General features: G+C 72.6%; 15 protein-coding genes and 1 tRNA gene. 15 read left to right on the forward strand and 1 reads right to left on the reverse strand.

Annotation, left to right across the window (positions count from 1 at the left end; all coding sequences use genetic code 11):
• From CKO13_RS06725 to CKO13_RS06795, 15 genes are all read left to right on the forward strand, one after another.
• The coding region (locus CKO13_RS06725; RefSeq protein WP_200258275.1) for an FAD-binding protein at positions 1-636 on the forward strand (636 nt) is incomplete at its 5' end.
• The gene (locus tag CKO13_RS06730) at positions 633-1,547 is read left to right on the forward strand and encodes a D-alanine--D-alanine ligase (protein ID WP_200258278.1); all 915 of its coding nucleotides are present in this window, start codon (positions 633-635) and stop codon (positions 1,545-1,547) included. The genes CKO13_RS06725 and CKO13_RS06730, both read left to right, overlap by 4 nt.
• Entirely contained in the window at positions 1,544-2,266 is a 723-nt protein-coding gene (locus CKO13_RS06735; protein WP_200258287.1) for a cell division protein FtsQ/DivIB, read from the forward strand. The genes CKO13_RS06730 and CKO13_RS06735 overlap by 4 nt, the downstream gene beginning before the upstream one ends.
• Positions 2,267-2,280: 14 nt before the next feature.
• Entirely contained in the window at positions 2,281-3,519 is a 1,239-nt protein-coding gene (ftsA, locus tag CKO13_RS06740; protein WP_200258288.1) for a cell division protein FtsA, read from the forward strand.
• A 48-nt stretch (positions 3,520-3,567) separates the two neighbouring features.
• Entirely contained in the window at positions 3,568-4,719 is a 1,152-nt protein-coding gene (gene ftsZ / locus CKO13_RS06745; protein ID WP_200258291.1) for a cell division protein FtsZ, read from the forward strand.
• Between the two features lie 186 nt (positions 4,720-4,905).
• Positions 4,906-5,808 carry a UDP-3-O-acyl-N-acetylglucosamine deacetylase gene (lpxC, locus tag CKO13_RS06750; RefSeq protein WP_200258294.1) on the forward strand — a complete coding sequence of 301 codons (903 nt, stop codon included), beginning with the start codon at positions 4,906-4,908 and terminating at the stop codon, positions 5,806-5,808.
• 74 nt (positions 5,809-5,882) lie between these two features.
• The gene (locus CKO13_RS06755; RefSeq protein ID WP_200258297.1) at positions 5,883-6,563 is read left to right on the forward strand and encodes a phosphoglycolate phosphatase; all 681 of its coding nucleotides are present in this window, start codon (positions 5,883-5,885) and stop codon (positions 6,561-6,563) included.
• A 4-nt stretch (positions 6,564-6,567) separates the two neighbouring features.
• Entirely contained in the window at positions 6,568-8,046 is a 1,479-nt protein-coding gene (gene trpE, locus CKO13_RS06760) for an anthranilate synthase component I (RefSeq protein WP_200258299.1), read from the forward strand.
• Positions 8,043-8,636, forward strand: coding sequence for an anthranilate synthase component II (locus CKO13_RS06765; protein WP_200258301.1), 594 nt, complete (start codon positions 8,043-8,045; stop codon positions 8,634-8,636). The genes trpE and CKO13_RS06765 overlap by 4 nt, the downstream gene beginning before the upstream one ends.
• 13 nt (positions 8,637-8,649) lie before the next feature.
• Positions 8,650-9,675 carry an anthranilate phosphoribosyltransferase gene (gene trpD / locus CKO13_RS06770; protein WP_200258303.1) on the forward strand — a complete coding sequence of 342 codons (1,026 nt, stop codon included), beginning with the start codon at positions 8,650-8,652 and terminating at the stop codon, positions 9,673-9,675.
• Positions 9,672-10,478 (forward strand): indole-3-glycerol phosphate synthase TrpC, encoded by an 807-nt coding sequence (gene trpC / locus CKO13_RS06775; protein ID WP_200258305.1) that lies wholly within the window; start codon positions 9,672-9,674, stop codon positions 10,476-10,478. The genes trpD and trpC overlap by 4 nt, the downstream gene beginning before the upstream one ends.
• A 96-nt stretch (positions 10,479-10,574) precedes the next feature.
• Complete coding sequence (speD, locus tag CKO13_RS06780) at positions 10,575-11,393, forward strand: adenosylmethionine decarboxylase (RefSeq protein WP_200258307.1); 819 nt, start codon at positions 10,575-10,577, stop codon at positions 11,391-11,393.
• An 89-nt stretch (positions 11,394-11,482) separates the two neighbouring features.
• Positions 11,483-11,911, forward strand: a complete 429-nt coding sequence (gene rplM / locus CKO13_RS06785; protein WP_200258309.1) for a 50S ribosomal protein L13 — start codon at positions 11,483-11,485, stop codon at positions 11,909-11,911.
• A 23-nt stretch (positions 11,912-11,934) separates the two neighbouring features.
• Complete coding sequence (gene rpsI, locus CKO13_RS06790; protein ID WP_200258312.1) at positions 11,935-12,327, forward strand: 30S ribosomal protein S9; 393 nt, start codon at positions 11,935-11,937, stop codon at positions 12,325-12,327.
• Between the two features lie 18 nt (positions 12,328-12,345).
• Positions 12,346-12,419 (forward strand) — tRNA-Gln (locus tag CKO13_RS06795).
• A 53-nt stretch (positions 12,420-12,472) separates the two neighbouring features.
• Here the strand turns inward: CKO13_RS06795 and CKO13_RS06800 are convergent.
• A partial coding sequence (locus CKO13_RS06800; protein ID WP_200258314.1) for a class I SAM-dependent methyltransferase occupies positions 12,473-13,055 on the reverse strand: 583 nt, incomplete at its 5' end.

Genomic DNA, 13,055 nt, shown 5'->3' on the forward strand with positions numbered 1-13,055 from the left:
CGCATCGAGGGGGCGTGGGTCCGGGCCGAGGCGGGGGTGCCGAGCCCCCGGCTGGCCCGGGAGAGCGTGCGCAGCGGCCTGGCGGGGCTCGAGTTCCTGGCCGGCGTCCCGGGGACCGTCGGCGGCGCCCTGGCCCTGAACGCCGGCGCCGAGGGCGGCGAGACGTGGGCGGCGGTCCACGAGGTGGAGACCGTCGACCGCCGCGGCCGGCTGCGCACACGCCCCCCCGAGGACTTCCGCGTCGGCTACCGCGCGGTGGGCGCGCCGCCGGGCGAGGCCTTCGTGGCCGCGACCTGGCGCTTGGCGCCCGCCGATCCCGAGGCCCTGCGCCAGCGCGTGCGCGGGCTCCTGGGGCGGCGCAAGGCGACGCAGCCGGTGGGGCAGCCGACCTGCGGCTCGGTGTTCCGCAACCCGCCGGGGGCGGCCGCCGGGCGGCTGATCGAGGCGGCCGGCTGCAAGGGGCTGGCGGTCGGCGGGGCCTACGTCGCCGAGCGCCACGCCAACTTCATTATCAACGCCGGCGGCTGCGCGGCGGATATCGAGGCGCTCATGGCGCACGTCCAGGACCGGGTCGAGCGCTGCCACGGTGTCCGGCTCGAGCCCGAGGTCCACACTTGGGGGGAGGCGCTGCCGTGAGCGTGGTACCGGATCCGCAGCGGGCCGGGCGCATCGCCGTGCTCATGGGCGGCGGCTCCGCCGAGCGCGCGATCTCGCTGCGCAGCGGCGAGGCCGTGCTCGCCGCGCTGCGCCGGCGCGGCTACGACGCCGCCGCCTTCGACCCGCGCGACGAGCCCCTCGAGGCGCTGCGCGGCTACGACGGCGCCTTCATCGCCCTCCACGGCCGCGGCGGCGAGGACGGGACCATCCAGGGGGCGCTGGAGACCCTCGGCGTGCCGTACACCGGCAGCGGCGTGCTCGGCTCCGCCCTGGCCATGGACAAGTGGCGCTGCAAGCGGCTCTGGCAGGGCTGCGGGCTGCCGACGCCGGCGGCGCGCCTGCTGCGCTCGGGGGAGGCCGAGCAGGTGCGGGGGCTGGGCTGGCCGCTGATCGTCAAGCCGGCGCGGGAGGGCTCGAGCCTCGGCATGGCCCGGGTGGAGAGCGCCGCGGAGCTGGCGGCGGCGTACCGGCAGGCGGCGGCCTACGACGAGTACGTGCTCGCCGAGGCGTGGGTCGCCGGGCAGGAGTACACCGTGGCGCTGCTCGGCGACCGGGCGCTGCCGTCGATCCGCCTGGAGACCGGGCACGCCTTCTTCGACTACGAGGCCAAGTACCGCGCCCCGGATACCCGGCACGAGTGCCCGAGCGGGCTCGGCGAGGCCGAGGAGCGGCGGCTGGCGGCCCTCTGCCGCGAGGCCTTCGCGGCGGCCGGCGGCAGCGGCTGGGGGCGCGTTGACGTCATGCGCGATGGCGCCGGGGCGTGGCAGCTGCTGGAGGTCAACACCATCCCCGGGCTGACGGACCACTCCCTGGTCCCTATCGCGGCCGCCGAGGCGGGGATCGGCTTCGACGAGCTGGTCGCCCGGATCTTCGGGGAGGCGCTGGCATGAGGGCGGCGGACCTGCGCCGCTGGCTGTGGGCGGGGGCCGGCCTGCTGGCGGGCCTCGGCGCGCTGGCCGGGCTCGCTGCCGCGGTGCGCGGCGGCCACCTGCTGCCGCTGGAGCGCATCGAGCTCGCCGAGGCGCCGCAGCGGGTGACCCGCGAGGAGGTCCGCGCGGCGGTGGCACCGCACTTGCATCGCAGCCTCCTCGGCGTCGACGTGGCCGGCGCCCGGCGGGCCCTCGAGCAGCTAGCCTGGGTAGCGGAGGCCGAGCCGCGCCGCAGCTGGCCCGGGACGCTGACCATCCGCCTGCGCGAGCGCCGGGCCCTGGCCGAGTGGCGCGGCGGCCCGGCCCTGGTGGACCCCCGGGGCGAGCTCTTCCGGCCGCCGGCGTCGCGCCGGCCCTCGGGGCTGCCGAGGCTGGCCGGCCCCCGGGGGCGCCGGGGCGATGTGGTGCGGGTCTTCAGGGAGGCTCGGCAACTCTTTGACGAGACCGGCGTCAATCTGGCGGCGTTGAGCCTCTCGCCCCGGGGGCTGTGGCAGGCGCGGCTCGGCGGCGGGGCGCGGCTGGTCATCGGCCGTGAGCGGCCCGTACCCCGGGTCGAGCGCTTCGCCGCGGCGCTGCCGACCCTGCGGGCGCGGGAGCAGGGCCGCAGCATGGAGCGGGCGGATTTGCGCTATCCCAACGGCTTCGCCGTCGCCTGGGAAGCAGCGGACGAGACGGATTGAGCGTGGAGCAGACCATGGTTCGGAAGACAGAAGACAGCCTCCTGGTCGGCCTCGATATCGGGACCTCGAAGGTCGTCGCCATCGTGGGAGAGGTCAAGGAGGACGGGGAGCTGGAGGTCATCGGCGTCGGCAGCCACCCCTCCCACGGGCTGAAGAAGGGGGTGGTCGTCAATATCGACTCCACCGTGCAGTCGATCCAGCGGGCGGTGGAGGAGGCCGAGCTGATGGCCGGCTGCGAGATCCACTCCGCCTACGTGGGGATCTCGGGCAGCCACATCCGCAGCCTCAACTCCCACGGCATGGTCGCCATCCGCGACAAGGAGGTGATGCGCGCCGACCTCGAGCGGGTGCTCGACGGCGCCAAGGCGGTGGCCATCCCGGCCGATCAGCAGATCATCCACGTCATCCCGCAGGAGTTCGTCATCGACAGCCAGGAGGGCATCCGCGACCCGCTGGGGATGTCCGGCGTGCGGCTCGAGGCGCGGGTGCACATCGTCACCGGCGCCGTCTCGGCGGCCGACAACATCACCAAGTGCGTCCGCCGCTGCGCCCTCGAGGTCGACGACATCGTCCTCCAGCAGCTGGCCGCCAGCTACGCCGTGCTCACCGAGGACGAGAAGGAGCTCGGCGTCTGCCTGGTGGATATCGGCGGCGGGACGACGGACATCGCCGTCTTCACCAGCGGCGCCATCCGCCACACGGCGGTCATCCCCATCGCCGGCTACCAGGTGACCAACGACATCGCCGTGGCCCTGCGCACCCCCACGCACCACGCCGAGGACATCAAGGTCCGCTACGCCTGCGCGCTCTCGCAGCTGGCGAACCCGGAGGAGACCATCGAGGTGCCCTCGGTGGGCGACCGCCCGCCGCGGCGCCTGTCGCGCCAGTCGCTGGCCTCGGTGGTCGAGCCGCGCTACGAGGAGCTGCTCAACCTGGTGCAGGCGGAGCTGCGCAAGAGCGGCTTCGAGGACCTCATCCCGGCCGGCGTCGTGCTCACCGGCGGCAGCTCGAAGATGGAGGGGGTCACCGACCTCGCCGAGGAGGTCTTCCACCTGCCCGTGCGCATCGGCGTCCCCAAGCACGTCACCGGCCTCTCCGACGTGGTCCGCAACCCCATGTACTCCACCGGCGTCGGCCTGCTGGCCTTCGGCGCCCGCAACCGCGGGGCGGGCGTGCCCGCAGGGCTGAGCGCCGAGGGGGGGATCAACGCCCTGTGGGGACGGATGAAGAGCTGGTTCAAGGGCAATCTCTAGCGGTCAAGGCGCAGCAGCAGAACACACGCAGTATCGGGAGGCAGCACCATGTTCGAGATCATGGACACGCAGAACCAGAACGCCGTCATCAAGGTCATCGGTGTCGGCGGCGGGGGCGGCAACGCCGTCCAGCACATGGTCACCGCCGACGTCGAGGGCGTGGAGTTCATCTACGCCAACACCGACGCCCAGGCGCTGGCGAACACCTCGGCGGGGAACACCGTCCAGCTCGGCTCGGGGATCACCAAGGGCCTCGGCGCCGGGGCCGATCCGGAGACCGGCCGGCAGGCGGCCGAGGAGTCCAAGGAGCGGATCCAGGAGGTCCTCCAGGGCGCCGACATGGTCTTCCTGACCGCCGGCATGGGCGGCGGCACCGGCACGGGCGCCGCCCCCGTCGTCGCCGAGGTGGCCCGGGAGATGGGGATCCTCGCCGTGGCGGTGGTCACCAAGCCGTTCCCCTTCGAGGGCGGCAAGCGCATGGAGATCGCCGAGCAGGGCATCAAGGAGCTCGAGCACCGGGTCGACTCCCTGATCACCATCCCCAACGAGCGCCTGCTGCCGGTGCTCGGCAAGAACCTCACCCTCCTCGACGCCTTCAAGTCGGCCAACGACGTCCTCCTCGGCGCCGTCAAGGGGATCGCCGAGCTGATCACCCGCCCGGGGCTGATCAACGTCGACTTCGCCGACGTGCGCACCGTGATGTCGGAGATGGGCATGGCGGTCATGGGCAACGGCGTCGCCTCCGGCGAGGGCCGGGCGCGCGAGGCGGCCGACCGGGCCATCGCCTGCCCGCTGCTCGAGGACTTCAACCTCGCCGGGGCCAACGGCGTGCTCGTCAACGTCACCGGCGGCTACAACCTCTCCATCGGCGAGTTCGACGAGGTCGGCCACGCTGTCCGCGAGTACGCCTCCGACGACGCCACCGTGGTCGTCGGCGCGGTCATCGACCCGGAGCTCGAGAGCGAGCTGCGGGTGACGGTGGTGGCCACGGGCCTCGGCAAGCCGCGCCAGGCGGCGGCGGAGGCGGCGAAGTCCGCCTCGGCGGCGCGCAAGCCGAGCGGCGAGGTCGACTACAACCAGCTCGACCGGCCCACGGTGATCCGCCAGCAGGCGGCCAACGAGCGCGGCGGCGAGGGCGACGCCGACAGCGATATGGAGTACCTGGATATCCCGGCCTTCCTGCGCCGGCAGGCCGACTGAGGGAGTATGGTGCAGTGCAGCACTATCCCGGGGGGCGTTTTTACACTAAAATGACCCCCCTTGCTGCCGCTAACAAGGTGTAGGGAGGCCCTGCCGAGCAGAGCCCCGGGCGGAGGGAGGCCAGGAAGGCGGAGCCCGACGAGGCGGAGCCCATCCCCTTACACCGACACGGAGCCGAGCTCAGCCATGATCTGTCAGCGCACCTTGAAGAATAGCATCCGGGCCACGGGCGTCGGGCTCCACACCGGCGAGAAGGTCTACCTGACCCTGCGTCCGGCACCGCCGAGTACCGGGATCGTCTTTCGGCGCACCGACCTGGGCCGGGAGATCAAGGCCTCGGCCGCCGCCGTGGGGGACACCCGCCTGTCGACCTGCCTCGTGGACGGCGACATGCGCATCGCGACCGTCGAGCACCTGCTCTCGGCGCTCGCCGGGCTCGGCATCGACAACTGCTACGTCGAGCTCTCCGCCGCGGAGGTGCCGATCATGGACGGCAGCGCCGCGCCCTTCGTCTTCCTGATCCGCTCCGCGGGGCTCAAGGAGCAGGAGGCGCCGAAGCGCTTCGTGCGCATCCGCGAGCCGGTGCAGGTGGTCGACGGCGACAAGTGGGTGGCCTTCGAGCCCTTCGAGGGCTTCAAGGTCAGCTTCACCATCGACTTCGACCACCCGGTCTTCCGCGAGGAGCACGCCTGGGCGGAGGTCGACTTCTCCTCCACCTCCTTTATCCGCGAGATCAGCCGGGCCCGCACCTTCGGCTTCATGAAGGAGATCGAGGCCCTGCGCGCCTCCCACCTCGCGCTCGGGGGCAGCCTCGACAACGCCATCGTGGTGGACGACTACCGGGTGCTCAACGAGGACGGGCTGCGCTACCGCGACGAGTTCGTCAAGCACAAGATCCTCGACGCCATCGGCGACCTCTACCTGCTCGGCAGCAGCCTGATCGGCGCCTTCCACGGCCACAAGTCGGGCCACGAGCTCAACAACCGCCTCCTGCGCAAGCTCCTCGAGAACGAGCAGGCCTGGGAGGAGGTGACCTTCGAGGAGGCCGGGGAGCTGCCGATCGCCTACGACCGGCCGGTGGTCGCCTGAGCGCAGCGCGCCGCCGGCTTGCGGGGGCGCTTCGCCAGCCGGTAGGCTGAGGGTTTGGATACCAAGCGCCGCTCATGGATCTGTCGAAGACCCGCACCGTCCTATTCGATCTCGACGGGACGCTCGTCGATAGCGCTCCTGATCTCACCGTCGCCGTCAACCGCATGCTCGCCGAGCGCGGTGCCGAGGGGGTCACCCTCGAGCAGGTGCACGGCTGGGTGGGCAACGGCACCCGCAAGCTCGTCGCCCGCGCCCTGACGGGCCGCGACGACGGCGAGCCGCCGGCCGCCGAGCTCGACGAGGCGCTGGCGCGCTTTCTCGAGCTCTACAGCGAGCGGCTGTTCGTCGACAGCCGGGCGTACCCGGGCGCCGTGGAGGGGGTGCAGGCCCTGGCGGCGGCGGGACTGCACCTGGCGGTCGTGACCAACAAGCCCCGCGCCCTCGCCGCGCCGGTGATCGAGGCCCTGGGGCTGGCGGAGGCGGTCCCGGTGGTCGTCGGCGGCGACTGCTGCGCGGCCCGCAAGCCCGATCCGGCCCCGCTCCTCGGGGCGCTGGAGGCGCTCGCCATGCCCCGGGCCGGGAGCCTGATGGTGGGCGACTCCGCGATTGACGTCGCCACCGCCCGGGCCGCCGGCATCCCGGTGGTCTGCGTCCCCTACGGCTACCGCCGGGGGGTGGCGCTGGCGGATCTCGGCGCGGACGCCACGGTCGAGCGGCTCACGGAGCTGCCCCCACTGTTGCGCGTTGCAGCGTAGGCCCATGAAAGAGCAAGAGTTCCACGCCCTCGCCGAGGCCGGCTACACGCGGATCCCGCTGATCCGCGAGGTCCTCGCCGACCTGGACACGCCGCTGTCGAGCTACCTCAAGCTCGCCGGCGGGCCGCGCTCGTTCCTGCTCGAGTCGGTGGAGGGCGGCGAGAAGTGGGGGCGCTACTCGATCATCGGCCTGCCGGCGCGCACCGAGGTCGCCGTCTACGGCCAGCGCATCGAGCTGCGCCGCGACGGCGAGCTCGTCGAGCAGCTCGAGGCCGCCGACCCGCTGGCGTGGATCGAGTCGTACCAGCACCGCCACCGGGCGGCGCCGCCCTCCGGCTTCCCGCAGATGCCGCGCTTTCTCGGCGGCCTCGTGGGCTACTTCGGCTACGACACGGTGCGCTACATCGAGCCGCGGCTCGCCGGGCGCCAGCCGCCGGACGCCCTGGGGCTGCCGGATATCTGCCTGGTCGAGGCCGAGGAGGTGGTGGTCTTCGACAACCTGGCCGGCCGGCTCTACCTGGTGGTGCACTGCGACCCCCGGGAGGAGGGCGCCTACGAGGCCGGCCTGGCGCGGCTCGACAGCCTGGCCGAGCAGCTCGCCCGCCCCCTGGCGCAGCAGCGCCCGGGCTCCGGCGCGGCGCGGGCCCACGGCGAGCTGCGCTCGAACTTCACCGAGGCCGGCTACGAGGAGGCGATCGCGCGCATCCGCGAGTACATCGCCGCCGGCGACGTCATGCAGGTGGTGCCCTCGCAGCGGATCTCCTGCCCCTTCCGCGCCGAGCCGCTCGACCTCTACCGCGCCCTGCGCTGCACGAACCCGTCGCCGTACATGTACTTCCTCGACTTCGGCGGCTTCCAGGTGGTCGGCTCCTCGCCGGAGATCCTCGTCCGCCTCGAGGACGGCGAGGTGACCGTGCGCCCGATCGCCGGCACGCGCAAGCGCGGCGCCACCGAGGCGCGCGACCGCGAGCTCGAGGCGGAGCTGGTCTCCGACCCCAAGGAGATCGCCGAGCACGTGATGCTCATCGACCTCGGCCGCAACGACGTCGGCCGGGTCGCCGAGACGGGGAGCGTGCGCCTGACCGAGCGCATGGCGGTGGAGCGCTACTCCCAGGTCATGCACATCGTCTCCAACGTCACCGGCCGCCTGCGCCCCGGCCTGAGCGCCATGGACGTGCTGCGCGCCGCCTTCCCGGCGGGGACGGTCACCGGGGCCCCGAAGATCCGCGCCATGGAGATCATCGACGAGGTCGAGCCGGTCAAGCGCGGGGTCTACGCCGGGGCGGTGGGGTACCTCTCCTGGTCGGGGAACATGGACACCGCCATCGCCATCCGCACCGCGGTCGTCCAGCAGGGGCAGGTGCACGTGCAGGCCGGCGGCGGCGTGGTCTCCGACTCGGTCGCGGCGCTGGAGTGGAAGGAGACCCTCAACAAGGGGCGGGCCTTGCTGCGCGCCGTCGAGATGGCCGAGGGTGGGCTATGATCCTGATGATCGACAACTACGACTCGTTCACCTGGAACCTCGTCCAGTACCTGGGCGAGCTCGGGGCGCGGGTCGAGGTGGTGCGCAACGACGAGATCAGCGTCGCCGAGGCGCGGCGGCTGCGCCCCGAGCGGATCGTCATCTCGCCGGGGCCGTGCACGCCCAACGAGGCCGGGGTCTCGCTGGAGCTGATCCGGGCCATGGCCGGCGAGGTGCCGATCCTCGGCGTCTGCCTCGGCCACCAGGCCGTCGGCCAGGTCTTCGGCGCCCGGGTCGGCCGGGCCCGCGAGGTGATGCACGGCAAGACCTCGGCGGTCCACCACCGCGGCCAGGGGGTCTTCGCCGGGCTGCCCGAGCCGCTGGAGGCGACCCGCTACCACTCGCTGATCGTCGAGCGGGACACGGTGCCCGAGGCGCTGGAGGTCACCGCCTGGACCGAGGGGCCCCACGGCGCCGTGGACGAGGTCATGGGGCTGCGCCACCGGCAGCTGGCCGTCGAGGGGGTGCAGTTCCACCCCGAGTCGATCCTGACCCGGGCAGGCCACGACCTGCTCCGCAACTTCCTGGAGCAGCCGCGGGCAGCGGCTTAAGCGAGGTTCCGCCATGGAGATGCAAGAGGCCATTCGCCGCCTCTCGGCGCGGGGCGACCTGCAGCCCGAGGAGATGGCCGAGGTGATGCGCACCATCATGACCGGCGGGGCGACGCCGGCCCAGATCGGGGGCTTCCTCATCGGCCTGGGGCTCAAGGGCGAGACCGTCGGCGAGATCGCCGCCGCCGCCGGGGTGATGCGCGAGCTCGCCGAGCGCGTCGAGGCCGACGACGTCGCCAGCCTGGTGGACACCTGCGGCACCGGCGGCGACGCCAGCGGGACGCTGAACGTCTCCACGGCGGCCGCCTTCGTCGCCGCCGCCGGCGGGGCGCCGGTGGCCAAGCACGGCAACCGCTCCGTCTCCAGCCGCAGCGGCAGCGCCGACCTCCTCGAGGCCTGCGGCGCCAGCCTGGCGCTCGACAGCGCCGGGGTCGGGGAGTGCCTACGCCGCTGCGGCGTGGGCTTCCTCTTCGCGCCGCAGCACCACGGCGCCATGCGCCACGCCGTCGGCCCGCGCCGGGAGCTCGGCGTGCGGACCCTGTTCAACCTCCTCGGGCCGCTGACCAACCCGGCCGGCGCGCAGCGCCAGCTCCTCGGCGTCTTCGACGCGCGCTGGGTGCGGCCGGTGGCCGAGGTCCTGCGCGAGCTCGGCAGCGTCCACGTCCTGGTGGTCCACGCCGAGGACGGGCTCGACGAGATCAGCATCGCCGCGCCCACCCGGGTCGCCGAGCTGCGCGGCGGCGAGGTCCGCGAGTACACCCTCACGCCGGCGGAGCTCGGCCTCGCCGAGGCGCCCCTGAGCGCCGTCACCGTCGCCAGCGCCGAGGATAGCCTCGCCCTGATCCGCGCCGCCTTCGCCGGCGAGCCGACGCCGGCAGCGGAGCTCATCGCCGCCAACGCCGGCGCCGCGCTCTACGTCGCGGACCGGGCCGCGAGCCTGCGCGAGGGCGTCGAGCGCGCCCGCGAGCTGATGGCCTCCGGCGCGGCGGCCGAGGCCCTGGAGCGCTTCGCGGCGACGAGCCGGGAGCTGGCCGGATGAGCGCCGGGGGCGAGACGCCGGACATCCTGCGCCGGATCCTGCGCCGCAAGGCCGAGGAGGTGGCCGAGCGCGCCGAGGCCTTGCCGCTGCGCGAGCTCTCGGCGCGGGCGGCGGACCAGGCCGCGCCGCGGGACTTCCGCGGCGCGCTCCGGCGCCGGGTCGAGGCCGGGCAGGCGGCGGTGATCGCCGAGCTCAAGCGCGCCTCGCCGAGCCGGGGGGTGCTGCGCGAGGCGTACGACCCGGCGGCCATCGCCGCCGACTACGAGGCCCACGGCGCGGCGTGCCTGTCGGTGCTCACCGACCGCGACTTCTTCCGCGGCGACGACACCCACCTGCAGGCCGCCCGCGGCGCGGCGGGCCTGCCGGTGCTGCGCAAGGACTTCATCCTCGATACCTACCAGGTCTACGAGGCCCGGGCCCTCGGCGCCGACTGCGTGCTTCTCATCGCCGCGGCCCTCGGCGACGCCCAGCTCGCCGAGCTCCACGCCCTGGCGGTGGAGCTCGGGATGGACGCGCTCGTCGAGGTCCACGACGCCGAGGAGCTGGCCCGCTGCCAGCCCCTCGCCCCGGGGCTGGTGGGGATCAACAACCGGGACCTGCGCACCTTCACCACCGACCTGGGCACCAGCGAGGCGCTGGCCGCGGCCCTGCCGGAGACGGCCCTGGCGGTGACCGAGAGCGGGATCCACAGCGCCGCGGACATCGCCCGGGTGCGCGCCGCCGGCATCCACGCCTTCCTCGTCGGCGAGGCGTTCATGGGGGCGGCGTCGCCGGGGGGGCGGCTGCGCGAGCTGTTTGCCTAGACTGGTGGCATCAGCGCCAGAATTATGCATAATTTGTACCCCCTTGATCGGCATCTCGATGAGCCGCCACCCACCGGCGACGGGAGGGCAGAGGCGTTGGTGGACTACAACCGGATCCGGCTCCACGGCTTCAACAACCTGACGAAGTCGCTGAGCTTCAACATCTACGACGTCTGCTACGCCAAGACCGAGGCGCAGCGGCGCGCGTACATCGAGTACATCGATGAGGAGTACAACGCCGAGCGCCTGACCGACATCCTGACGAACGTCGCCGAGATCATCGGCGCCAACGTGCTCAATGTCGCCCGGCAGGACTACGACCCGCAGGGGGCGAGCGTGACGCTGCTCATCTCCGAGGGGCCGGTGACCCCGGAGGAGGCCGAGGAGAGCGCCGAGGCCCGCCCGGGGCCGCTGCCCGACGACGTGGTGGCGCACCTCGACAAGTCGCACATCGCCGTGCACACCTACCCGGAGATGCACCCCGACAAGGGGGTCAGCACCTTCCGGGCGGACATCGACGTCTCCACCTGCGGGGTGATCTCGCCGCTGACGGCGCTCAACTACCTGATCCACTCCTTCGACTCGGATATCGTGACGATGGACTACCGCGTGCGCGGCTTCACCCGCGACGTGGAGGGGCGCAAGCACTTCATCGACCACGAGATCAACTCGATCCAGAACTACCTCTCCGAGGATACGAAGGAGCGCTACCAGACCCTGGACGTCAACGTCTACCAGGAGAACATCTTCCACACGAAGATGATCCTCCGGGAGTTCGACCTGGATAACTACCTCTTCGGCGAGTCCAGCGCCGATCTCGACGAGCAGGAGCGCGAGACCATCCGCAAGCACCTGCGCCGCGAGATGATGGAGATCTTCGCCGGGCGCAACCTGCCCGCGAACCAGGAGGTGTAGCCGCCGCGGCCCCGATCGGGGGGACGGTGGTTGCCGTCGCGTTTAGGTTTCGTTATTATGCGCGGTCTTCGAGGGAGAGAGCGCAGCCGATGAAGACATACAGTGCCAAGCCCGCTGAGGTGCAACGCGACTGGTACCTGGTCGATGCGACCGACAAGACGCTCGGCCGCCTGGCCACTGAGATCGCGCGCCGTCTGCGGGGAAAGCATAAGGCGGTCTTTACGCCGCACGTGGATACGGGCGATTATATCGTCGTGGTCAACGCCGATAAGATCCGGCTGACCGGGCGCAAAGAGAGCGACAAGCACTACTACTGGCACACCGGCTACCCCGGTGGCCTGAAGAGCCGCAACGTCGCCGAGGTCCGCGCCCGCCACCCGGAGCGGCTCATCAAGACCGCGGTGCGCGGCATGTTGCCGAAGAACCGGCTCGGCCGGGCGATGTTCAAGAAGCTCAAGGTCTACGCCGGCAGCGAGCATCGCCACCACGCGCAGCAGCCGCAGCCCCTGGAGCTTTAACCGGATACGGGATCGATCGAGCGATGGCCAAGCAGCAGTACTACGGGACAGGGCGCCGCAAGACCTCCTCGGCACGGGTGTTCATGACGCCGGGTAACGGCCGGATCACCGTCAACGGCCGGCCGCTGGAGGAGTACTTCGGGCGCGAGACGGGCAAAATGATCGTCCGGCAGCCGCTGGACCACGTCGAGGCCCTCGACAAGTTCGACATCAAGGCCACCGTCTCCGGCGGCGGCTCGAGCGGCCAGGCGGGCGCCGTGCGCCACGGCATCGCCCGCGCCCTCGCCGACTACGACGAGGAGCTTAAAGCGCCGCTGCGGCGTGCCGGCTTCATCACCCGCGATGCGCGCATGGTCGAGCGCAAGAAGATCGGCCTGCACAAGGCGCGGCGTGCAACGCAGTTCTCGAAGCGTTAGAATATACGAGGTTCCTGCTGGGGGATCGTCTAGCGGTAGGACTACGGACTCTGACTCCGTCAGCGGTGGTTCGAATCCACCTCCCCCAGCCATCTTCTCCCTATCCCCTCCTTCGTAGCTTGCCCGCCCTCCGGCGGGTCGCACTCTAGGACTCGTAGAGATCGAAGCGCACGGCGCGCCCGTGCAAGGACCGCGTCGGGGCCTGCCCGGCCAGGGCGGGGGCGCGGCGCGAGCGCTTGACCACCACCCGGCGGGTGGCGGCGGCCCGGGCGTGCCCGAGCAGCTCCGCCTCCGGCGCCTGCGCCTCGGCGGGCAGCAGCGCCCGCAGGATCTGCGCCTCGCGCCCCACGCCCCCCCGCGTGCTGCCGGCCGGGAACATCGGGTCGAGGTAGACGATCTCCCGGCGGGCCTCGGGCAGGGTGGCCAGGAGGCGGCGCAGGTCGCCGCAGCGCAGGCTGAGCCGCTCGAGGGCGACGGCGGCCGCGGGGGCCTCGCGCCCGCGCGCCAGGGCCTCCTCGAGGAGGGCGGCGAGCACGGGGCTCGCCTCGAGGGCGACGACCTCCGCCCCGAGGTGGGCGAGCACGGCCGCGTCCCGGCCGAGGCCGGCGGTGGCGTCCACCACGGCCGGGCCCCTGCGGCGGTGGAGGCCGACCGCCCGGGCGAGGGGGTCGTGCCGCGCACTGGTGCCGGCCAGGCGGCGCCGCCACGCCGGGTCGGTGAAGTCCACG

The organism is Halorhodospira neutriphila (assembly GCF_016584055.1).
In the GTDB taxonomy this organism is placed as follows: Bacteria; Pseudomonadota; Gammaproteobacteria; order Nitrococcales; family Halorhodospiraceae; genus Halorhodospira; species Halorhodospira neutriphila.